The organism is Alsobacter ponti (assembly GCF_024294805.1).
Lineage (GTDB): Bacteria > Pseudomonadota > Alphaproteobacteria > Rhizobiales > Beijerinckiaceae > Alsobacter > Alsobacter ponti.
Window position 1 is genome coordinate 1 of record NZ_JANCLU010000015.1, and the last position, 22,357, is coordinate 22,357.

Genomic DNA, 22,357 nt, shown 5'->3' on the forward strand with positions numbered 1-22,357 from the left:
TCGGCGCTCGCCGTGCTGATGTTCGCCGTGTCCGTCGTCGCGACGTCCGGCTACCTGCGCTATACGAAGCGCGACCCTGGGCGTGGCGGCCCCGTTCGGGCGCTGGACGGCGGACGACCTCGACCTGCTGGCCGACGAGGCCGAGCGCTCCGGACGGGGCGAATTGCGGCTGACGCCGTGGCGCGCCTTGCTGCTGCCGGGGATCGGCGCGGCCCGCGCGGCGCGGCTCGCCGCCGATTGGGCCGACCGCTTCGTCGTCGACCCCTCCGATCCGCGCCTCGCCGTCGCCGCCTGCCCCGGCGCGCCCGCCTGCGGCAACGCGACCACCTTCACCCATCGCGACGCGCTGGCGCTGGCCGACGCCGCGCGGGGGCTGGCGCGCGAAGGCGTCGCGGTGCATGTATCCGGCTGCGCCAAGGGCTGCGCCCGCCAGGCCGCGTCGCCGGTGACGCTGGTGGGGCGCGACGGAGCCTACGACGTGGTGTATGCCGGCACGGCGCGGGACGAGCCGGCGCGGCGCGGCGTCGCGCCAGAGCGCCTCGCCGAAACGATCAGGGAAGCGGCCGAGGCCGCGAGGACGACAGTTTGACCCAGGAATCCCAGCGTGTGACCGCATCCCAGCGCGTGACCGCGCCGCCGAGCCGCTACGACTACGTGCGCGACGGCGCCGAGATCTATCGCCGCTCCTTCGCGATGATCCGCGCCGAATCCGATCTGGCGCGGTTCGCGCCGGAGGAGGAGCCGGTCGCCGTGCGCATCATCCACGCCTGCGGCATGGTCGAGGCCGCTTCCGACATCGCCTTCGCCCCCGGCGCGGTGCGCGCCGCCCGCGCGGCGCTCGAGGCCGGCGCGCCCATCCTTTGCGACGCCAGGATGGTCGCCAACGGCATCACTCGCGCCCGCCTGCCCGCCGGAAACGAGGTGGTCTGCACGCTCGACGACCCGCGCGTGCCCGAGCTCGCCCGCCGCATCGGCAACACCCGCACCGCCGCCGCCATGGAGCTGTGGCGCGGCCGGATCGGCGGGGCGGTGGTCGCCATCGGCAACGCGCCGACCGCGCTGTTCCGCCTGCTGGAGATGCTGGACGAGGGCGAACCGCCGCCGGCGGCCGTGATCGGCATGCCGGTGGGCTTCGTCGGCGCGGCCGAGTCGAAGGAGGCGCTGATCGCCGACGGCCGTGTTCCGTGGCTGGTGGTGCGCGGCCGAAAAGGCGGCAGCGCCATGACGGTCGCCGCCGTCAACGCCGTGGCGAGCGCGCGCGAATGAGCGGACGCACCGGCACGCTGCTGGGCGTCGGCCTCGGCCCCGGCGACCCGGACCTGCTCACCGTCAAGGCGGTGAAGGCGATCCGCTCCGCCCCGGTCGTCGCCTATTTTTGCAAGAAGGGCCGCCGCGGCCACGCCCGCGCCATCGCCGACCCTTGGATCGGCCCCGAGAGCGTCGAGCTGCCGATGGCCTACCCGGTGACGACCGAGATCCCGTTCGACGACCCGGCCTACGTCGCCCAGCTCTCCGCCTTCTACGAGGAAGCGGCGCAGACGATCGCCGCCCATCTCGACGCCGGCCGCGACGTCGCCCTGCTGTGCGAGGGCGACCCCCTCTTCTACGGCTCCTACATGCACATGCACGTGCGGCTGAAGGACCGGTACCCGGTCAGCGTGTGCCCGGGCGTGACCGGCATGTCCGGTTGCTGGACGGCCGCCGGCCAGCCGATGACGTGGGGGGACGACGTGCTGACCGTGCTGCCCGGCACCCTGCCCCGCGAGGCCCTGGTGCGCCGGCTCCGCGACGCCGACGCCGCCGTCATCATGAAGCTCGGCTCGCATTTTCCGAAGGTTCGCGACGCGGTGGAAGAAGCCGGATTCGGAAGTCGCGCATTCTATGTCGAACGTGGCACGATGATCGGGGAATTCGTCACGGAATTGCGGGCGAAGATCGACGATTCCGCCCCCTATTTCAGCATGATCCTGATCCCCGGCCAGGGTCGCCGGCCATGACCGGGCGCCTCGCCATCGTCGGCCTGGGCCCCGGCCCGGAGGCCTGGACGACCCCGGAAGCGACCGCCGAACTGGCCCGGGCGACCGACCTCGTCGGCTACGGCCCCTATCTCGATCGCGTCCCCGCCCGCCCCGGCCAGACCCGCCACGCCAGCGACAACCGGGTCGAGCTGGACCGCGCCCGCCACGCCCTGGCGCTTGCCGCCGAGGGGAGGCTGGTCGCCGTCGTCTCGGGCGGCGACCCGGGCGTCTTCGCCATGGCGGCGGCCGTGCTGGAGGCCGTGGAGGATGGCGACAAGTCCTTGCGAACGCTGGACATTCACGTCGTCCCCGGAGTCACGGCGATGCAGGCGGCGGCGGCCCGGCTGGGCGCGCCGCTGGGGCACGATTTCTGCGCCATCTCGCTCTCCGACAACCTGAAACCGTGGGACATCGTCGAGCGCCGCCTGCGCGCCGCCGCCGAGGGCGACTTCGTCATCGCCCTCTACAACCCCGCCTCGAAGGCCCGGCCCGGCCGCATCCACGACGCCTTCGCCCTGCTCCGCGCGGTCAAGTCGCCGGACACCCCGGTCGCCTTCGCCCGCGCCGTCGGCCGCCCGGACGAGAGGATCGTCACCGCCACCCTCGCCGACGCCGACCCGGCGCTCGCCGACATGAGCACACTCGTCCTCATCGGCTCGAGCGAAACCCGCTTCATCCGCCGCGACAACGCCCCGCCCTGGCTGCTGACGCCGCGCAGTTACGGGGCGCGGCGATGACGCTCCAGGAAGCCGAGCGCCTCGGCGACCCCATGCGCCTGCTTCGTCTCGGGCCGGGGGGGCCGGCGCACCATCACCACCGGCAGGCCGAGCCGGCGCGCGGCGGCGAGCTTGGCGCTGGTGGCTTCGCCGCCGCTGTTCTTGCTGACCACGATGTCGACGCCCTCCCGCCGCATCAGCGCGACCTCGTCCTCCTCGGCGAAGGGTCCACGCGCCCGGATCAGCCGGACGCGCGGCGGAAGGGGCCCCTCGCCCGGCTCGTCGATCGTCCGCACCACGTAGGTGTGCTCCGGCCGCGCGGCGAAGGCCGGCAGGGAGAGACGCCCCACGGTGAGGAAAACGGTGCGCGGGACCTCGCCCAGCGCGTCCACCGCCCCCGCCATGTCGGGAACGTCGATCCAGCGGTCTCCCGGCCCGGGAGTCCACGGCGGCCTCGTGAGGGCGACCAGGGGCACGCCGGCCTCGCGGCAGGCCTGGGCGGCGTGCTCGGACATGCGCGCGGCGAACGGATGCGTGGCGTCGACGACCGCCTCGATCCCCTCGCTCCGCAGATAGTCCGCCAGTCCCGCCACGCCCCCGAAGCCGCCGACCCGAGCCGGGATGGGCTGCGCGGCGGGCCGGTCGGTGCGGCCGGCGAGCGACAGGGTCGGCGCGAACTCCACCCGCCCGGCCAGGGCCCGAGCCAGCGCGGTCGCCTCCGTGGTGCCGCCGAGGACCAGTACCCGCATCGTCTCCTCGCGTTCTCCCGCCCCGATGCGCCCCGGAGCGCCGAGGCATGACGGCGTCCGCGCCCCAGCGCTGGCTATCCCTCGTCGGCATCGGCGAGGACGGGCTCGACGGCCTCACTCCTGCCGCACGGCGGCTGCTCTCGCAAGCGGAACTCGTCGTTGGCGGCGAGCGCCACCTGGGGCTCGCCGGGTCGTTTCCGGGCGAGCGGATGGCCTGGCCCTCGCCGCTGACCGACGGGATCCCCGCCATCCTCGCGCGGCGCGGCCGGCCGGTGTGCGTGCTCGCCACCGGGGACCCGTTCTTCTTCGGGGTGGGAGCGACGCTGATGCGCCATGTCGATCCCGCCGAGATGCTGTGCCTGCCGGCGCCGTCGGCGTTCTCGCTGGCCGCCGCGAGGCTCGGCTGGGCGCTGCAGGACTGCGCGCCGGTGTCCCTGCACGGCCGCTCTTTCGAGCGTATCGTCCCGCTGCTGCAGCCCGGCGCGCGCATCCTCGCGCTGTCGTGGGACGAGACGACCCCCGGCCGGCTCGCCGCGCTGCTGCGCGAGCGCGGACTGGGCGGCTCGCGCCTGGTCGTCTGCGAGGCGCTGGGCGGCCCCCGCGAGCGCATTCTCGACGCCACGGCCGACAGTTTCGACGCCGAGGTGGACCCGCTGAACACGGTGGGCCTCGAAGTCGTCGCCGCGCCGGGCGCGCGCGTGCTGCCGCTCGCCTCCGGCATTCCCGACAGCCTGTTCGAGCACGACGGCCAGATCACCAAGCGCGAGGTCCGCGCCATCACGCTTTCCGCCCTCGCCCCTCGACAGGGCGAATTGCTGTGGGACGTCGGCGCGGGCTCGGGCTCGGTCGGCATCGAGTGGATGCTGCGCCATCCCGCCAACCGCGCCATCGCCGTCGAGCCCCGGCCCGACCGGGCCGCGCGCATCGCCCGCAACGCGGCCGCGCTCGGAACGCCGGATTTGCGCATCGTGCAAGGCGCGGCCCCGGCGGCGCTGGCCGGGCTTCCCGCCCCGGACGCCGTGTTCGTCGGCGGCGGCGGCACGGACCCGGCGGTGATCGACGCCGCCTGGAGCGCGCTCAGCGCGGGCGGCCGGCTCGTCGTTAATGCCGTCACGCTCGAGACGCAGGCCGACCTGATCGCGCGGCAGGCGCGCTGGGGCGGCGAACTCGTGTCGATCCAGCTGGCGCGCGCCGACGCGGTCGGCGGGTTTCGCGGCTGGCGGCCGGCCATGCCGGTCGCGCAGTGGTCGGTCGAGAAGCCTGAGGGCGCGCAATGACCCGGCTGCTCGCCATCGGCGTCGGGTGCCGGGCCGGATGTCCGGCTGAGACCATCGCCGGCCTCGTGCGCATCGCGCTGGAGCGCGCCGGAGGCGGCCCCGCCGCGCTGTTCACGAGCGTCGACAAGCAGACCGAGCCCGGCATTCGCGAGGCGGCGATGGCGCTCCGCCTGCCGCTCGCCTTCCTGCCCCGGGCCGCCTTGCAGGCCGCGTCGCCGCGCGCGGAGACGAGATCGGAGCGCGTCGTCGCGCTTTTCGGCGTGCCGTCGATGGCCGAAACCGCCGCGCTCGCGGGCGCCGGCCCCTCCTCCACCCTCGTCGTGCCGCGCCTCAGCGAAGGCGGCGCGACCTGCGCCGTGGCGCGCTCGGGATCCTCGTCATGACCGTCCACTTCATCGGCGCCGGCCCCGGCGCGCCGGACCTCATCACGGTGCGCGGCCGCGATCTCGTGGCCCGCTGCCCGGTGTGCCTGTACGCGGGTTCGCTGGTGCCCCGCGACATCCTCGCCTATTGCCCGCCCGGCGCGCGCATCGTCGATACCGCCGCCCTCTCGCTGGAGGTCCTGGCGGAAGAGTTCGAACGCGCCTTCGCGGCCGGCCACGACGTGGCGCGCCTGCATTCGGGCGACCTCTCGGTGTGGAGCGCCATGGGCGAGCAGCTGAGGCTGCTGCGCGAGCGGGGCATTCCCTACACCATCACGCCCGGCGTGCCGGCCTTCGCGGCGGCCGCGGCCGCGCTGGGGCGCGAGCTGACGCTGCCCGAAGTGGGCCAGTCGCTCATCCTCACCCGCACCTCCGGGCGCGCCTCGTCCATGCCGCCGCGCGAGACCTTGCCCGCCTTCGCGGCGACCGGGGCCACGCTCGCCATCCATCTCTCGATCCACGCGCTGGCCCGCGTCGTCGCCGAGCTGACGCCGCACTATGGGGCGGAGTGCCCGGTCGCCATCGTCTACCGCGCCTCGTGGCCGGACGAGCGCGTGATCAAGGCGACGCTGGGGACCATCGAAGCCGAGGCGGCCAGGAGCCCGATGGAGCGCACCGCCCTCATCCTGGTCGGGCCGGTGCTCGGCAGCGAGGATTTCCGGCCCAGCGCGCTTTACGACGCGGACTACGCCCGCCGCTTCCGTACGCCCGGCTGGCGGGGCGGCCCGGAATGACGCGGCTAGATCGGCTTGAACGGCGTGCGGGCGGCGACGACTCCCTGCCGGTCGACGACGACGATCTCGAGTTCGCTGCCGGCCCCCGCGAGCGCCCGGGCGGCGGTGCGCCACGCCGCCTCGGCCACCAGCGCCGGAAGATCGAGCCCGGCGTCGCGCGCCTGGCGCAGCACGTCGTTGGCCCCGTTCGCCGCCAGCATGGCGCGCGCCAGCGCCTCGTCGCCGCCCGCCTCGCGCACCTTGTCGGCGAGCCAGGCGAGATCGACGGAGCCCCTGCGCGAGTGCAGGTCGAGCAAGCCCTGGCCGAGCTTCGTCATCTTGGCGAAGCCGCCGGCCACCGTGACCTTCGGGACGGGATGGCGGCGCAGATATTTGAGCATTCCACCGGCGAAGTCGCCCATGTCGATCAGCGCGGGCTCGTCGAGGCCGTGCAGAAGCTGAACGGCGGCTTCGGAGGTCGACCCCGTCGCGCCGGCCACATGCCGCAGCCCCATGGCCCTGGCGACATCGACGCCGCGATGGATGGTGTGGATCCACGCGGCGCAGGAGAATGGCGTCACGATGCCGGTCGTGCCCAGGATGGACAGCCCGCCGACGATGCCGAGCCGGCCATTGAGCGTCTGCCGGGCGAGGTCCTCGCCGCCGGGAATGGAGATTTCGACGACCACGTCCGCGGCGTCGCCCAGCGCGGCCGCGGCCTCGCCGATCGCCTCGCGCATCATCGCGCGGGGAACCGGGTTGATGGCGGGCTCGCCGGGCGGGATCGGCAGGCCGGGACGGGTGACGACGCCGACGCCCGGCCCGGCGCGGAACACCACGCCCGCCCCCCGGGCGGCGCGGCGCAGCGTGGCGACGACCAGCGCGCCGTGCGTCACGTCCGGGTCGTCGCCGGCGTCCTTCACGACGCCGGCGCGGGCGAAGCCCTCGCCGATCTCGGTCAGGGCCAGGGCGAAGGATGGACGCTGGCCGCCCGGCAGCCTGATCGCGACCGGGTCCGGAAACATCCCGGTGCACAGCGCCTCGAAGGCGGCGCGCGCCGCCGCGGTCGCGCAACTCCCAGTCGTCCAGCCATGGCGCAAGGGGCGATCGGGCAGGCCCGGATCGGGAAGGTCTTCGCTCATCGTCCGCATTCCTATCGCGCCTGCGCGGCCGGGCAAAGCGTCGCCCCCGCCCCCGAGACTTCCCCCGGAGCGTCCGCATGATCCCCAGCACCCACGGCCTCGTGATCTCCGCGCCGCGCTCGTCGAGCGGCAAGACGACGGTGATGCTGGGCCTGCTGCGCGCATTGTCGCGCCGCGGCGTGTCCGTGGCGGGCGCGAAGAACGGCCCCGACTACATCGACCCCGCCTTCCACGCCGTCGCGTGCGGACGCGAAAGCCTGAACCTGGACAGCTGGGCCATGCCGCCGGACTTCCTCGCCGGCCTGGCGGCCCAGGCCGCCTCCTCCGCCGACCTCGTGCTGTGCGAAGGCTCCATGGGCCTGTTCGACGGGGTGCCGGCTCCGGCCGGACGCTCCGGCTCGACGGCCGATGTCGCGGCCGCGACGGGGTGGCCCGTCGTTCTGGTCGTCGACGTCGCCGGCCAGTCGCAGTCGGCGGCGGCCGTGGTCCACGGCTGCGCGACCTACGACCCTCGCATCCGCCTCGCGGGGGTGGTCGTCAACCGGTCCGGAAGCGAGCGGCACACACGGCTCGTGACGGGCGCCATCGAAGCCCTCGGACATCGCATCTTCGGCGCCATTCCGCGCAGCGACGCGGTGCGGCTTCCCGAGCGTCACCTCGGCCTCGTCCAGGCCAGCGAAACGAGCGGGCTCGACGCGCTGCTCGACGCCATGGCGGACCTCGTCGAAGCGCATCTCGACCTCGACGCCATCATGGCGGCGGCCGCGCCGTTCACGCCGCACGCGCTTCCCTCGACGGAATCCGCGCCGCCGCCGCCCGGCCAGCGCATCGCGCTGGCGCGCGATGAGGCGTTCTCGTTCGTGTACCCGCATATCGTCGCCGGCTGGCGCGCGCGGGGCGCTGAGATCGTGCCGTTCTCGCCGCTCGCCGACGAAGCGCCCGACCCGTCCTGCGACATCTGCTGGCTCCCGGGAGGGTATCCGGAGCTGCATGCCGGCCGAATCGCCTCGGCGCGGCGCTTCCTCGAGGGGCTGCGCGAATTCGCGGGGACGCGGCCCGTCCACGGCGAATGCGGGGGCTACATGACGCTCGGCCGCACCCTGACGGACGCGAACGGCGCAGCGCATGAGATGGCCGGCCTGCTGGGGCTCTCCACCAGCTTCGCCAAGCGCCGCATGAACCTGGGCTATCGTGACGTGGAGCTGATCGAGGCCTCCTGCCTCGGGCCCGCCGGCGCCCGGCTGCGCGGACACGAGTTCCACTATTCCAGCATCGTCGACGCCGGGGGCGATGCGCCGTTCGCGATGGCGCGCGACGCCTACGGCTCGGCCCCCGCGCCGAGCGGCAGCCGGCGTGGGCTCGTCAGCGGATCGTTTTTCCACCTCATCGCCTGCGTGACGGACGACGCGGCGGGTGGGGCATCCGGCGATGGTCCGGCCCGCGCATAAAGGCCCTGACGGATGCTGCTCTTCCTGGCGACCAGTTCGCCCTTCTTCGCGGCGATCGCGCTCGGGTGGCTGGCCGGCCGCTTCCGGCTGTTCGGCAGCGAGGCCGTGTCGATCCTCAACACCTTCGCCTTCGTCGTCGCCACCCCGGCCATGGTGGTGCGGGTGATGGCGCGTCAGCCGCTCGGCGAGTTGTGGAACCCGCCCTTCTTCCTCGGCGTGGTGGCGACCTCCGTCGCCCTGCTCGGCCTCGCCATTCTGTTCTGGCGGCGCGCGGGTCACGACTTCGGCCCCGCCGTGTCGCGCGGGCAGACGCTGGTGGGCGGCAACTTCGCCTTCCTCGGCATCCCGCTGATGCTCGCCTTTCTGGGCGACGGCGCGGCGGGACCTATCGCCATCGGCCTGGTCTGCGACACTGCCGTTATCGTGCCGCTCTGCATCGGCCTCATCGAGGCGGGCCGGGGCTCGGGATCGCCGGGGCTCGTGGCGCTGCGCCTGGTGCGCGGCACGCTCGTCAACCCGTTCATGCTGTCGATCCTCGCCGGGCTGGCCATCTCGCTGTCCGGCTGGCCGCTGCCGGCGCCGGTCGACAGGTTCCTCGTCTTCGTCGGCGGCGCGGCGGCGCCGACCGGGGTCTTCGCGCTTGGGCTGGCGCTGCACGGCTGGATGCGCAAGGGCGGCTTCCTGCGCGTCGCTCCGCTGGCCGTGGCGAAGCTGGTGGTGCACCCGCTGGCGATCTGGGCGGTGCTGGCGCTCGTGCTGCGGCTGGAGCCCTTCTGGGTGGCCGCCGGCGTCCTCTACGCCGCCGTGCCGGTCGCCGCGAACGCCTTCATCATCGCCGACCGCTACGAGACCGGCAGCGAAACCGTGGCCGCGGCCGTGCTCGTCTCGACGGTGCTCGCGGCCTTCACCTACCCCGTGGCGGCATGGCTGGTTGCGCCATAGCCGGTCGCGGCCCACATTCAGCGGGAACCGGCCGCCGGCCCGGCCATTGGCTTCGGCCGACACGGCGTCGAGAGTGAGGCCGATGACGATCCAGTTTCCGTTCGACAATCTCTACGCGCGCATGCCCGCCGGCTTTTTCGCGCGCGTCGAGCCGACGCCCACGCAAAGCCCCCGTCTCGTGCAGCTGAACCGGGCGCTCGCCATCGAGCTCGGGCTGGACCCGGACGCGCTCGACACGCCCGAGGGCGCGGAGATCCTGGCCGGCAAGCGCATCCCCGAAGTGGCCGAGCCGCTGGCCATGGCCTATGCCGGCCACCAGTTCGGGCATTTCGTGCCGCAACTCGGCGACGGGCGCGCCATCCTGCTCGGCGAGGTCGTCGACCGCGCCGGCGAGCGCCGCGACATCCAGCTCAAGGGATCGGGGCCGACGCCCTACTCGCGTAACGGGGACGGACGCGCGGCGCTGGGGCCGGTGCTGCGGGAATATCTGGTGAGCGAGGCCATGCACGCGCTCGGTATTCCGACCACGCGGGCGCTGGCCGCCGCCACCACCGGCGAGCAGGTCTACCGCGAAACCGCCCTCCCCGGCGCGGTGCTGACGCGCGTCGCGTCGAGCCATATTCGCGTGGGGACGTTCCAGTTCTTCGCCGCGCGCGGGCGGGTCGACGCGCTGCGGCAGCTCGCCGACCATGCGATCGCGCGGCACTATCCCGATGCGGCGCAGGCGGCGTCTCCGTATCGCGCCCTGCTGGAGGGCGTCGCCGCGCGGCAGGGCCGGCTGGTGGCGCAATGGCTGCTGGTCGGCTTCATCCACGGCGTCATGAACACCGACAACATGTCGGTGGCGGGGGAGACGATCGACTACGGCCCCTGCGCCTTCATGGACGCCTACGATCCGCGCACCGTGTTCAGCTCCATCGACCAGTTCGGCCGCTACGCCTACGCCAACCAGCCGGGCATCGCGCAATGGAACCTGGCGCGGCTGGCCGAGTGCCTGCTTCCCCTGCTCGATCCCAACGAGGAGGCCGCCGTGGCGCAGGCGCAGGAGGCGCTCGGCGCGTTCGCCGACGCGTTCAACGAGGGCTATCTCGGCGGCCTGCGCCGCAAGCTCGGGCTGCTGCGCGAGCAGCCCGACGACATCGACCTCGCCCAGGCGCTGTTCTCGGCCATGGCCGCGGCGCGCGCCGACTTCACGCTGACCTTCCGCCGCCTTGCGGACGCGGCTCTTGGACCACAGCACGAGGCGGGCCTGCGCGGGCTCTTCGGAAGCGAGCAGGCCGCCCTCGACGAATGGCTCGCCGTCTGGCGGGACCGCCTCGCGGCCGAGGACGCGCCGGCGGAGACAAGGCGGGCGGCCATGCTGCGCGCCAGCCCGGCCGTCATCCCCCGCAACCACCGGGTCGAGGCCGCCCTCTCCGCTGCCATCGAGCGCGACGACTACGCACCCTTCGAGGAGATGGCGCGCGTGCTGGCCGATCCCTACGCCGAAAGCGCCGACGCTTCGCCGCTGGCGCAGCCCCCCGCGGAGGACCGCAGCGACTACAGGACGTTCTGCGGCACCTGAGGCAGAGCGGAAACGCCGTCGCCTTCGGATCATCGACGCCGGCCGAGGCTTGCGCCGGACGACAGTGAAGCTTTGCGAAGTCACATCCTGCTGAGTGCGACCTTCATCCCGGTTGCGGCGCCTGCTCGCGCGCTGTAATCCAGATCAAGTGTTGACCTTAATCAATAAAGCTTCACGCGACCCCACGTCGAGGCGTGGACCGTTCTCCCGCCGGGAGCGGCGGCGGTCGCCCATTCTGGGCCCGAGCTGTCTGCGATGAGCGCCGCATCCTTCTCCCCGCTTCGGGTCGCGTTGTGGGCGTTGCTGTGCGTCGCCGCGGTGTTCGGCGTCGGCCTGGTGCACGGTCAAGCGCCCGCCCCCGCCGTGAAGGTGGGCGAACTGGCGCCCTCCGCGCCGCAGGGCTTTGTCGGATCGCAAGCCTGCGCGTCGTGCCACGAGGCCCAGGCCGCCGCGTGGCGCGCCTCGCAGCACGCCGCCGCGATGCAGCCCGCCACGCCGGAAGCCGTGCTCGGCGATTTCAGCGACGTCGCCGCCGAGCATTTTGGGTCGAAGGCGCGCTTCCTGCGCGAGGGGGACGACTATGTCGTGGAAACGGAAGGGCGCGACGGAAAGACGGCCAGGTTCCGCGTGGCGTACACCTTCGGGGTCGCGCCGCTGCAGCAATATCTGACGGAGTTCCCGGACGGGCGACTCCAGGCGCTGCCTTACGCCTGGGACACGCGGACCCGCGCCGAGGGCGGCCAGCGCTGGTTCCACCTCTACCCCGGCGAGGCGATCCCGCCGGGCGACGTGCTGCACTGGACCGGGCTCCAGCAGAACTGGAACTTCATGTGCGCCGACTGCCACTCGACGGCGGTGAGCAAGGGCTACAAGCCCTCCGACAACCGCTTCGAAACGCGGTTCGCCGAGGTCAGCGTCGGGTGCGAGGCCTGTCACGGACCTGGCGAGGGACATGTGAAATGGGCCGAAGGCGGCCGCGAGCCCGGCGCTCCGCGCAAAGGGTTCGCGTCGGCCGCCACGCCGCGCCCGGCCGCGGACTGGACGCCCGACCCGGCGACCGGCAGCCCCGCCCACGGCGTCGCGCGGCGCGTCGGCGACGAGGTCGACACGTGCGGCACTTGCCATTCGCGGCGCGGTCAGTTCGCCGAAGGCTGGCGTCCCGGCAGTCCGCTCGCCGACTTCTACCGGACGGTCTTCCTGACGCCCGACCTGTTCGAGGATGACGGGCAGATGAAGGACGAGGTGTTCAATCTCGCATCCTTCCAGCAGAGCCGCATGCACGCCCGGGGCGTGACCTGCGGCGACTGCCACGACCCGCATTCGGCCAGGCTGAAGGCCGACGGCGCGCAGGTCTGCGGCCAATGCCACAGCGCCGAGGTGTTCGCCTCGGTTCGCCATACCGGCCACGCGCAAGGCCCCGGCCAGCCGGATTGCGTGTCCTGCCACATGCCGGCGCGGACCTACATGGTCGTGGACCGGCGTCATGACCACTCGTTCCGCGTTCCCCGGCCCGACCTCACCGTGTCCCTGGGCACGCCGAACGCCTGCAACGACTGCCATCGCGACAAGCCGGCCGCCTGGGCGGCTTCGGCGGTGGAAGCCTGGCACGGCCCGGTCCGCAAGGGCGCGCAAACCTACGCGCCGGCGTTCCACGCGGCGAGGACGGGCGATCCGCGCGCGCGGGACCTTCTGCTCGCCGTTTCCGCCGACAAGGCGACGCCCGCGCTGGCGCGCGCCACGGCCCTCCTCTTCCTGCGCGAGCGGCCCGCCGCCGCGGTCGACGGAGCGATGTCGGCCAATCTGGCGGACCCAGACCCGATGATCCGTATCGCGGCGCTCGGCGGACTGGCCGGGCTTCCGCCCGACCAACGCTGGCGGCGCGCCGCCGGGCTGCTCGGCGATCCGGTGCGGTCCGTCCGCATGCAGGCGGCCGTGACGCTCGCCGAAGGTCCGCCCCCGGGCGCGAGCCCGGCGGAGCGCCAGGCCTTCGAGGCGGCGGCGGCGGAGTACGAGGCGGGGGAACGCTTCAATGCCGACCGGCCGGAGCATCGCGCCAATCTGGCGCGCTTTCTCGCGCAGCGCGGGCGCACGGCCGAGGCCGAGCGGGAGTATCTCGCGGCGCTGAAGCTGGGGTTCTCCGTCCCGGTCCGCGTCGACCTGGCGGATTTCTACCGGTCGCTCGGCCGCGAGTCCGATGCCGAGATCCTGCTGCGGCAGACGATCGCCATGGACCCGACCGCCGCCGCGCCGAGACACGCGCTCGGCCTCGCTTTGGTGCGCGCCCGGCGGCAAGCCGAGGCCCTCGAGCAGTTGCGGCTGGCGGCGGAACGCGATCCCGGGCAGAGCCGCTACGCCTATGTCTACGCGGTCGCGCTGGCCTCCGTCGGCCGGGCCGACGAGGCGGGGCGCGTGCTGGAGAAGGCCTTGCAGAGCAATCCGTCCGATGCGGAAGTGACCGCGCTGCTGCTTCAGAACGCCCTGAAGGCTCGCGATCTCGCACGGGCCGCCCCTCTGGCGCAGCGACTAAGAGTCCTGGTCCCGGACGATCCGGGGGTCGCGCGGCTGGCGGCCCAGTTGTCGGCGGCGGGCGCGCGGCCGGCCCCCTGAGCGGTCCGGTCCGGCACTTTTGGCGGCTCGGGGCGTTCCTGAGCGAGACGCCTCGGAATGGTTGGCGCGACGGTATCGCAGGATGGGATTGCGGCAGGTGAGCACGAAACGAGCCAGGGCGACGTCCGCTGCTTTTCCGGTGATCGGGGGATTGCTGGCGATCATCCTCGGGCTGGCCGTGATCGCCGGCGGGCTGCTCTATGCGGCGGTCGCCGTCGACCGCTCGCCCGTCGCCGACGCGCCTTCCGGCGGCAAGATCGGCCCGACGCTGACCGTCCGCGAGGCGATGCCGCGTCCGGCGCCAGCCCCGCCGGCGAACGCCGCCGAGCCGGCCCAGGACACGCCGCCCGCCGAAGCGCCGGTCGTGCTGACCTCCCCTCTGGGCGTCGCGCCGATCATCGTCGATCCCAGTCCGCCTCTCTTGACGCCCGCCCCCGCGACCCCGGCGACTGGCGCCACCGCGGCCCCTCGACAGGCGAGCGGCTCGCGCGGCTGCACGGGGTACCGTTCCTACAACCCCCAGACGGGCACCTATCGGGCCTTCGACGGAACGATCCGCGAGTGCCGTCCTGAGAACTGACGCCGCCCGGCTCGCCTTCCGGGCGGCGTCGCCGCCTCAGAACCGGTAGCGCAGATGGGCGAAGACGCTCTGGCTTTCGACGCGCTCCGGCGAGGCGGTGAGCAGATATTCGAGCTCCATGTCCCAGAACCAGCGCGTCTCGATCCGCAGGCTGAGTCCCCCTGACACCGTGTCCTGCGACTGGCTGTCGCCGCGGATCACGAAGCCTGGGCTGACGCCGACCAGATCCGAGTAGTTCAGCCCCTGCACGTAGCCGCCGGCGAAGTTGTGCCGGTAGTCCAGGCGCGCCATCGGCGTCACCTGGCCCCATTCGGTTTGGAAGGCGTAGCCCAAGCGCGCGCCCAGCACGCCCGACACCGTCGTGGTCGTCAGGGGGTCGTAGCTCAGCGTCCAGCCCGCAGGACCCCTCTCGGTGTAGCCGCCCAGCGAGGTCGACACGCCGTCGAAGCGGCCGTAGAGCGACATCTTCCACGGCCCGTTGTTCAGGTCGTGGGTCAGCCCCACCGAGCCGAAGAGATTGACGCCGCCGCGCGTGCCGGTGAGCGTCACTCCGCTGGTGTTGGAGACGCGAGTGGAGTCGAAGGAGAGCGCCCCGACGCCGACCGTGACGTCCAGGAAGGTGCGCGGCACGACCCGCCAGCTCGCGTAGACCGAGACGTTCGCCGCGGTTCCCGTGCTGCTGGAGCCGTTCGAGCCGATGTCGGTGCGGTCGAACGCCGCGCCGAGCGCCAGGCCGGCCTTGAGCCCGTCCGCGATGCGGCCGTCCAGGCCGATCGCGAGGGCCGAACCGGTGAACTTGTCGTCGTAGCGCCCGTCCGCCTTCAGCTTGCCGAAGCCGATCGTGCCCGACGCCCACACCTGGAAGGGCAGCGTGCCGCTGCGGTTCAGCGCCTCGAACGCCGCCGGCAAGGCGGACGAGAGCTGCTGGAGGGCTCGCTGCACGTCGTCTCCGGCCACGCGGCCGCTGCGGCCATAGCGCGAAAAGCCCTCCTCATCCTCCAGTCCGAGTTCCGGGAAGGCGTGCGGTTCGAGATAAGCGAAGGCCTGCGCGCCGGACGAGGCGCGGCCGAGGCCGAAGCCGTTGCGACCGAATGCCGAGGCCTTGCCGGCGAGCCCATTGGTGTAGCCGTAGGGCGCCCAGGCGGCGGCTTCCGGCGACGGCGGGACGTAAGCCGACGCGGGGGTGGCGAAGACCGATTGCCGGGTCCGCTCTTCCGGCGCAGGCTCGTCTTCGTGCAGCCGCTCCAGCCGTCGCAAGCCCAGGTCGAGTTGCTGCTGCCCGAACCTCACGGCGGAGCTCACCTGCGCGGCCACGGTGGCGCGCACCGAGGGGTCGCTCGTCGGGTTCGGACGGGCGCCGACAGTGACCGTCACCGGGGGGGACGTGGCCGGCTGGTTGTTCGCGTCTCCCGCATAGGCGGCGGTCAGACTGTGCGTGCCCAGGCCAAGCGCATGGGTGACGAGGATCGCCTTGCCGCCCGAGACCTGGGACGCGCCAAGCACCGTCGCGCCGTCCTTGAACGTCACCGCGCCGGTGGGCGACGAGCCGTTGGTCAACGTCGCCGTCAGCGTCACGTCGGTCCCCTGGAACGGCGTCGTCGAGGAGACGGTGAGCGCCACCGCCGGCGTGAAGCGCTCGCGGGTCACCACCACCGTATAGGTCGTCGTGGTGACGCCGTCCTGCGCCGTCACGAGCAGTGTGATGGTGTTCGGGCCAGTGTTCAGCGCCACCTGCACCGACGCTCCGGCCGCGACCGACACGCCGTTCACCTTCACGGTCGCGGTGGGGTCGCCGAGCGTCGGCGTGAAGGTGATGGTCGCCGTACCGTTGGGGACGGTCGCCGTGTAGCTCGTCGTGCCGCTCGCGAAGGTCGGCGTCAGCGTTCCCACGCCGAGCGTCAGCGCGGACAGCGACGAGACCGTCGCGCCGGCGCGGGTCACCACCACCAGGTACGTCTTGGTGGAGCCGTTCTGCGCCGTCACGACGACGGACACCGAGTTCGCCCCCACGACGAGCTGGATGGGCGCGGAGGCCTGCCCGGAGGCCACAGTCACGCCGTTGACCTTCGCGGTGGCCGTCGCGTCCGCCACGGTCGGCGTGAAGCTGATTGAGGTCGTCGTGCTGGAGACGGCGACCGAATAGCTCGTGACCGCCGCCGAGAAGACCGGCGACAGCGCGCCGGCGCTCGGCGCGAGGCTGGCGAGGTCGGCGTTGGCGGAGCCGGACCGTGTTACCACGACGGTGTACGTCGTCGAGGACTGGTCCTGCGCCGTCACGACCACCGTGATCGTGTTGTCGCCCAGCGCGAGCGGGATATCGGCCGAGGCGACGCCCGACGCCACCGCCACGCTGTTGACCGAGATGCTGGCGGCGGCGTCCGCCGCCGTCGGCGTCACGGCGACCGACGCCGTCGCATTCGGAACCGTCGCCGTGTAACGCAGGACAGCGCTGGAGAATGTGGGCGTCAGCGTGCCAGCGCTCAGGCCGAGCCCCGCGAGGCTGGACAGGCTCGACGCCGCGCGTGTCACGACAATCGTGTAGGTGGTCGTGGTCGCCAGGTCGGGCGCGGTGACCACCACCGGGATGGCGTTCTGGCCGACCGCGAGAGGAATGGCGGCGGAGGCCGAGCCCGACGCCGTTGCGACGCCCTTGACCAGCACGGTCGCTCCCGCCGCCGTCACGCTCGGCGTCAGCGTGATGGACGTGACTGAATTGGCCACCGCCACGTCGTAGGCGGTGGTGTCGGTGGCGAAGGCCGGCGTCAGCGTGCCGCTGCTCACCGCGAGCGCCGATAGCGTCGCGTTGGGCGACGGCTGGCGCGTCACCGTGAGGCGGTACGACGTGCGGGACACGCCGTCCGCCGCCGTCACCTCGACGACCACGGAATTCGTGCCGACGTTGAGCGGCGCCGATGCGACCCCGGCCGCGAGCGTCACCGCCGCTCCGTTCGCGGTGACGGCCACGGTGGCGCCGGCGTCGGTCGCCACCGGGGTGAGGTTGATGGACGCCGTATCGTTCGTCACCGTCACCGCGTAGGCGGTCGTGGCGCTGTCGAAGGCCGGCGACAGCGATCCCGAGGACAGCGCCAGCGACGCCAGGGTCGACACGGACGACTGCCCGCGCTTGACGGTGACCGTGTAGGTGGTCGTCGTCGAGCCGTCCTGCGCCCGCACCACGACAGTGATGGCGTTGTCGCCCACGGCGAGCGTGAACGGCCCCACCGGCGATCCCGACGTGACGGCCAGCGAAGAGCCGCCGAGCGAGGCGGTGGCGGACGCCGCCGGGTCGGTCAGGGTGGGCGTCAACTGGATCGACGTGACGTCGTTCGAAACGGTGACCGTATAGGCCGTGACCGCGTTGTCGAAAGCGCGATCCCACGTGCCCTGGTTCGTCGTCAGGCCGGACAGGGTCGAGACGTTCGACAACGCGCGATTGACGGTGACGGTATAGGTCGCGGTGGTTACGCCGTCCTGAGCGGTGACGATCACGTCGATGTCGTTGGCGCCCGTGTCGAGGGCGATGGCGGCGGACACGCTCCCGGACGGCACCGCGGCGGCCGTCCCGCCCCGCTTGCCGATCGTCACCGTGGCGTGACCTTCATGAACCACCGGAGTCAGCTTCACGGAAGTCGTCGCGTTGGTCACGTTCGCGCTATACGTGTAGCCTGCGCCGGAAAAGCCCGGAAGCGTCGTCCCGTCGAGCTTCAGGTCCGAGAGCGTGGCGTCGCTGGAGCCCGCCCGGTTGAAGGTGACGGTGTAGGTTACCTTCGTCACGCCGTCCTGCGCCGTCACCACGACGTCGATGGCGTTGGCCCCCACATCGAGCCCGATCGCCGCTGAAGCGGCTCCGGAGGTTACCGCGCTGGCGGGTCCGCCCTGCTTCCCGACCGTCACCGTCGCGTTCGCCTCCGTCACCGTCGGCGTGAGCGTGACCGAGTCGACGGAGTTGGCGACCGCGACCGCGTAGCTCAGGGTTCCCGTGGCGAAGGGGGGGGTCCAGGTTCCCTGGCTCGACGTCAGACCGGCCAGCGTGGCGACGCTGGACTTGGCCCGGTTGACGGTGACGACATAGAGCGTCTTCGTGACCCCGTCTTGCGCGGTGACCTCGACATTGATGGTGTTCGAGCCGGTGGCGAGCGCGACCGGTCCGAACGCGATGCCGGAGGTCGCGGCCGTGTTGTTGATCTTCACCGTCGCGGTGGCGTCCGCCACCGTGGCGATCACGGTCGTCGACGACGTCTGGTTGTCGGCGTTCGCGGTATAGGCGGTTGTTCCGGCGGCGAAGGCGGGCGAGAGCCCGCCCGCGCTCAACGACAGGCCCTGCAGCGTGGCGGCGGCGGACGGCGCCCGTGTCACGGTGACGGTGTAGGTCGTCGTCGTCGCGCCGTCCTGCGCAGTCACCACGACGCGAACGGTGTTCTGTCCGCCGTTGAGGGCGATCGCCTGGGACGCCGCGCCGGACGCCACCGCCACGCCGTTGACGGCGACCGTCGCCGTGGCGTCCGTCACCGTCGGCGTCACGGTGAGCGAAGTGACGCCGTTCGCCACCGAGACCGCATAGGCGGTCACGCCGCTGGCGAAGGTCGGCGCCAGCGCGCCCTGGCTGACGCTCAGGGCCGACAGGCTCGACACCGTCGACGGCGCGCGCTTGACCGTCACCGTATAGACCGTCTGCGACGTGCCGTCGTAGGACAGGCCGGTGACGGTGATCGAGTTGTCCCCGACCGCCAGGTTGAAGGCCCCGCTCGTCGCTCCGGAGGCGACCGTCGCGGACTGCGCGCCGAGGCTGACGGTCGCTGTCGCGGACGAGTCGGTCAGGGTCGGCGTGAGGGCGATGGACGTCGTCGCGTTGCTGACGTTGACGGTATAGTTGGAATTCGCGGTCGTGAACGCGGGCGTCAGCGTGCCCACGCTCGGCGCGATGTTGGAGAGCGTCGAGACGGAGGCCGAGAGCCGGGTCACCACGACCGAATAGGTGCGCGTCGTCACGCCATCCTCGGCGGTCACCACGACGTCGATGGTGTTGTCGCCCGTCGAAAGCGCGATCGGCGCCGATGACGCGCCCGACGCGGTCGCCGCGCCGGCCACCGTCAGCGTCGCCGTCGTGGCGTTGGTGACGGCCGTGAGCGAAATCGATGCGGTCTGGCTGGACACGGTCATCGTGTAGGCGGTCGTCGTCGAGGCGAAAGCCGGCGACAGCGCGCCGACGCTCGGCGTCAGGCTGCGGAGCGTCGCATCGGAGGACGCGGCGCGCGTGACCACGAGCGTGTAGTCCGTCACGCTGACGCCGTCCTCGGCGGTCACCTGGATGGTGATGGTGGTGGCCCCGACCGCCAGGTTGCTGATCGTCTTGGCCGTGCCCGAGGTCGCGGCGGCGCCGTTGATCTTGATCTGCGCACGGGACTCGCGAACCGTCGGCGTCAGGGTAACTGACGTGAGAGCGTTGGCGACGGAGGCTGTGTAGTCGAGCGTCGCCGAGGCGAAGACGGGACTCAGCGCGACGCCGCCCCCGAGCGTCAGGTTCGCCAGCGCGGAATCCGACGACTTCACGCGGTTCGCGGTGATGACGTAGGTCTTGGTCGTCACGCCGTCCTGGGCCTTGACGATGACGCTGATGGTGTTGTCGCCCGTCGAGAGATTGACTGTCGTCGCCGCGCCGGAGGTGGCGGAAACCGTGCCCGCGGCCGTGCGGATCTGGAGCGTCGCGCCCGAATCCGTGGCGGTCGGCGTCACCGCGATGGAGGTCGTCGCGTTCGAAACGCTCACAGTGTAGGCCAGCCCCGCGCTGTCGAACGCCGGCGTCAGCGTCCCGGTACCGACGGTCAGGTCGGAGAGCGTGGCCACGGTGGACAGCGCGCGATAGACGTCGACCGTGTAGGTGGTGGCGGTCACCCCGTCCTGCGCGATCACCTCGATCGGGATATAGTTGTGGCCGGCCCTGAGGCCGGACACGGCCGACGCCACGCCCGACACCGCGGCGGCGTCGTTGACCGAGAGCGACGCGGTCGCGTCCGTCAGCGTCGGAGAGATCCAGACGGTCGTGATCGCGTTCGGAACATCGACCCTGTAGGACGTCGTGCCGGTGGAGAAGCCGGGCGTCATGGCCAAGGTCGCCGTTCCGTCGTTGACGGAGAGCGCCTGCAGGGTTGCAACCGTGGAGCGCGGCCGGCTCACCTTGACCGAGTAGGTCAGGGTCATGGTCGCGGAAGTCACCACGACCGGGATCGTCACTGACCCGCCCAGCGGCACGGCGACCGGTTGCGACGCCGCGCCGGCCGCCACCGCCACGCCGGCCACGGTCACCTGCGCCGTGGGGTCGAGCGGGGTCGGCGTGAGAGTCACCGTATCGACGGTGTTGGCGACGGTCGCCGTATAGTTCAGCACGCCCGTGTTGAAGGCGGGCGTCAGCGTTCCTGAACTGAGCACGAGGTTCGTCAGCGTCCCGGAGTCGTCCGGCGAGCGCGTCACGTTGATGGAATAGCTCGTTTGGTGAATGCCGTCCGCCGCGGTGGCGACGACCGGGATGGTCATGGTGTTGCCGGCGAAGGCGACGGTTGAGGCCGCGCCCGAAATGGCCGCCACGCCGTTCACCTTGACGGTCCCGCTGGGGTCGGTGAGCCGCGGGGTGACCTTGAGGCTGGTCGTCGCGTTCGGAACCGTGACGGCATAGCTCAGGACGCCGCTCGCGAAGCTCGGCGACGTCACGCCGAGATCGACCGCCAGGTCGGAGAGCGAGGACACGTTCGTGTTGGGCCGCGTCACCGTGATCGTCGTGACCTGGGTCGTCGTGCCGGCGATCTTCACGGTGATGTTGATGACGGTCTGGCCGAAATCGAGTGGAATGCTCGGGGACGTCGCCCCCGAGGCGACGGTCGTCGCCGTCTCGCCCTGCCTGCCGACGGTGATCGTCGCCGAGGTCGTGTTGACGGTCGGCGACACCGTGATGCTGCCGACCGTGCTCCCGACCAGCGCGGTGTAGCCGATCAGGCCTGGCGTGAATGTCGGGGACAGCGCCACCGTCGTGGCTCCCGACTTGACCGTGAGGGCCGTCAGGTAGCCGTCGGGCGCCTGCGGAATCACCGTGTCGGAGGTGGTGGCCGGTCCCGTGCCCACCGCGTTGCGCGCGGCGACGCTGAGCGTGTAGGCCGTGCCCGGCGCAAGCCCGTTGACGACGATCGGCGAGGCCGTGCCCGTGGCGGTAATGCCACCGGGATTGGCCGTGACGATATAGCCGGTGATGGGGGAGCCGCCCGTCGAGACCGGGGCCGTGAAGGTGGCCGTCGCCTTCCCTTTGCCGGCCGCCGCGAGAACGTCGGTCGGCGGCCCCGGGGGGGCGATCAGATCGAATCTGACGTTATTCGTGCCACCGGGACCGACGACCTGCAGCAACGGAGTTCCGTGGTAGGGCGCGCCCGAAGTGGTGATCAACATCGGCGCGGTGACGGCGAGCGACGTTTCCGTATAAGTGGCGGGGATGGGGATGACCGTGTCCGGGTAGCCCGCCACCTTCATGACGAGACTGGTGAGATCGACGAAGCCCGATCCGGTGATCGTGAGCGGCTTGCCGGCCTGCGCCGGATTGGGCGTCATCCCGGTCACGGTCGGAAGCGTCAGGGCCGTCTGCGCGGTCGCGGCGATCGAGCTCGTATAGCCGTTGAGCGCGGCCGTCGGGTTGCGCGTCATCCGGAAGATGGACCCATCCGCCAGCGTCACGGTGTCCGTGCAGACGGCGGTCGTGTAGCTGTACTTCAGCGTGCTCGTGTTCGGGGACGTATTTCCCGCGCAGGTTCCGGAGAAGTTCGCGATCGTCTTGCCAGTGAACGTCGCGGTGCGGGCGTCGTCGTCGATCGCGACCCTGAAGACGAGGGAGGTGCCGGGGTCGGTCGTCGTGCAGCCCGACTGCGTCACGTAGAAGGTGGCTCGCAGAGGGCTGGTTGCGGAGCCTCCGCTGAGGGCCGGGCAAGTTCGCTGGCTCGAAAGGGTCAGGGCGTTCGCGCCCTCACTGCCTACGGTGAGCCCCGCCAGAAGCGAGAGAACCAGCAATAGAATCCGCATGCGCAATGGCCTGACTGAAATCGACGGCCGGAGCGCCGAAAAAAGCGCGCCGGGGCAATGAAAAAATCGGATCGCAATGAAGACGCAAACACACGCAGCCGAATCGCAACCGACCCGGCCATGA

Annotated in this window: 15 protein-coding genes; 12 read left to right on the top strand and 3 right to left on the bottom strand. The window is 72.0% G+C overall.

What is annotated here, in order from left to right; all coding sequences use genetic code 11:
• The first annotated feature begins 82 nt into the window (after positions 1–82).
• From NK718_RS14935 to cobJ, 4 genes are all read left to right on the top strand, one after another.
• Positions 83–589, top strand: coding sequence for a ferredoxin-like domain-containing protein (locus tag NK718_RS14935; protein WP_254743827.1), 507 nt, complete (start codon positions 83–85; stop codon positions 587–589).
• Between the two features lie 104 nt (positions 590–693).
• A complete protein-coding gene (locus tag NK718_RS14940; RefSeq protein ID WP_254744088.1) occupies positions 694–1,266 on the top strand; it encodes a precorrin-8X methylmutase in 573 nt (190 codons plus the stop codon).
• On the top strand, positions 1,263–1,997 hold the full coding sequence (locus NK718_RS14945; RefSeq protein ID WP_254743829.1) for a precorrin-2 C(20)-methyltransferase: 735 nt from the start codon (positions 1,263–1,265) through the stop codon (positions 1,995–1,997). The genes NK718_RS14940 and NK718_RS14945 overlap by 4 nt, the downstream gene beginning before the upstream one ends.
• Complete coding sequence (gene cobJ / locus NK718_RS14950; RefSeq protein WP_254743831.1) at positions 1,994–2,755, top strand: precorrin-3B C(17)-methyltransferase; 762 nt, start codon at positions 1,994–1,996, stop codon at positions 2,753–2,755. Before NK718_RS14945 ends, cobJ begins: the two co-directional genes overlap by 4 nt.
• On the opposite strand, the gene NK718_RS14955 is transcribed toward cobJ, so the two are convergent.
• The gene (locus NK718_RS14955) at positions 2,737–3,483 is read right to left on the bottom strand and encodes a cobalt-precorrin-6A reductase (protein ID WP_254743833.1); all 747 of its coding nucleotides are present in this window, start codon (positions 3,481–3,483) and stop codon (positions 2,737–2,739) included. The two genes, cobJ and NK718_RS14955, sit on opposite strands and share 19 nt — an antisense overlap.
• Positions 3,484–3,530: 47 nt before the next feature.
• On the opposite strand from NK718_RS14955, the gene cbiE reads away from it, so the two are divergent.
• The 3 genes from cbiE to cobM are packed head-to-tail and all read left to right on the top strand — an operon-like array spanning position 3,531 to position 5,916.
• The gene (gene cbiE / locus NK718_RS14960; protein WP_254743835.1) at positions 3,531–4,760 is read left to right on the top strand and encodes a precorrin-6y C5,15-methyltransferase (decarboxylating) subunit CbiE; all 1,230 of its coding nucleotides are present in this window, start codon (positions 3,531–3,533) and stop codon (positions 4,758–4,760) included.
• Positions 4,757–5,143, top strand: a complete 387-nt coding sequence (locus tag NK718_RS14965) for a cobalamin biosynthesis protein (RefSeq protein ID WP_254743837.1) — start codon at positions 4,757–4,759, stop codon at positions 5,141–5,143. Before cbiE ends, NK718_RS14965 begins: the two co-directional genes overlap by 4 nt.
• A complete protein-coding gene (cobM, locus tag NK718_RS14970; RefSeq protein WP_254743839.1) occupies positions 5,140–5,916 on the top strand; it encodes a precorrin-4 C(11)-methyltransferase in 777 nt (258 codons plus the stop codon). Before NK718_RS14965 ends, cobM begins: the two co-directional genes overlap by 4 nt.
• Positions 5,917–5,921: 5 nt before the next feature.
• Here cobM and NK718_RS14975 read toward each other — a convergent pair whose 3' ends face one another.
• Complete coding sequence (locus NK718_RS14975; RefSeq protein ID WP_371877298.1) at positions 5,922–7,046, bottom strand: cobalt-precorrin-5B (C(1))-methyltransferase; 1,125 nt, start codon at positions 7,044–7,046, stop codon at positions 5,922–5,924.
• A 68-nt stretch (positions 7,047–7,114) separates the two neighbouring features.
• Between NK718_RS14975 and NK718_RS14980 the strand changes: the two genes are divergently transcribed.
• The 5 genes from NK718_RS14980 (at position 7,115) to NK718_RS22185 (ending at position 14,178) form a co-directional block, all read left to right on the top strand.
• Complete coding sequence (locus NK718_RS14980; RefSeq protein ID WP_254743843.1) at positions 7,115–8,485, top strand: cobyrinic acid a,c-diamide synthase CobB; 1,371 nt, start codon at positions 7,115–7,117, stop codon at positions 8,483–8,485.
• Between the two features lie 12 nt (positions 8,486–8,497).
• The gene (locus NK718_RS14985; protein WP_254743845.1) at positions 8,498–9,427 is read left to right on the top strand and encodes an AEC family transporter; all 930 of its coding nucleotides are present in this window, start codon (positions 8,498–8,500) and stop codon (positions 9,425–9,427) included.
• 82 nt (positions 9,428–9,509) lie between these two features.
• Positions 9,510–10,991 carry a protein adenylyltransferase SelO gene (locus tag NK718_RS14990; RefSeq protein ID WP_254743847.1) on the top strand — a complete coding sequence of 494 codons (1,482 nt, stop codon included), beginning with the start codon at positions 9,510–9,512 and terminating at the stop codon, positions 10,989–10,991.
• A gap of 255 nt (positions 10,992–11,246) precedes the next feature.
• The gene (locus tag NK718_RS14995) at positions 11,247–13,598 is read left to right on the top strand and encodes a cytochrome c3 family protein (RefSeq protein ID WP_254743849.1); all 2,352 of its coding nucleotides are present in this window, start codon (positions 11,247–11,249) and stop codon (positions 13,596–13,598) included.
• 97 nt (positions 13,599–13,695) lie between these two features.
• Entirely contained in the window at positions 13,696–14,178 is a 483-nt protein-coding gene (locus NK718_RS22185; RefSeq protein WP_254743851.1) for a BA14K family protein, read from the top strand.
• A gap of 36 nt (positions 14,179–14,214) precedes the next feature.
• On the opposite strand, the gene NK718_RS15005 is transcribed toward NK718_RS22185, so the two are convergent.
• Positions 14,215–22,086: a cadherin-like beta sandwich domain-containing protein gene (locus NK718_RS15005; RefSeq protein WP_254743853.1), complete on the bottom strand. Its 7,872-nt coding sequence runs from the start codon at positions 22,084–22,086 to the stop codon at positions 14,215–14,217.
• Positions 22,087–22,357: the final 271 nt, after the last annotated feature.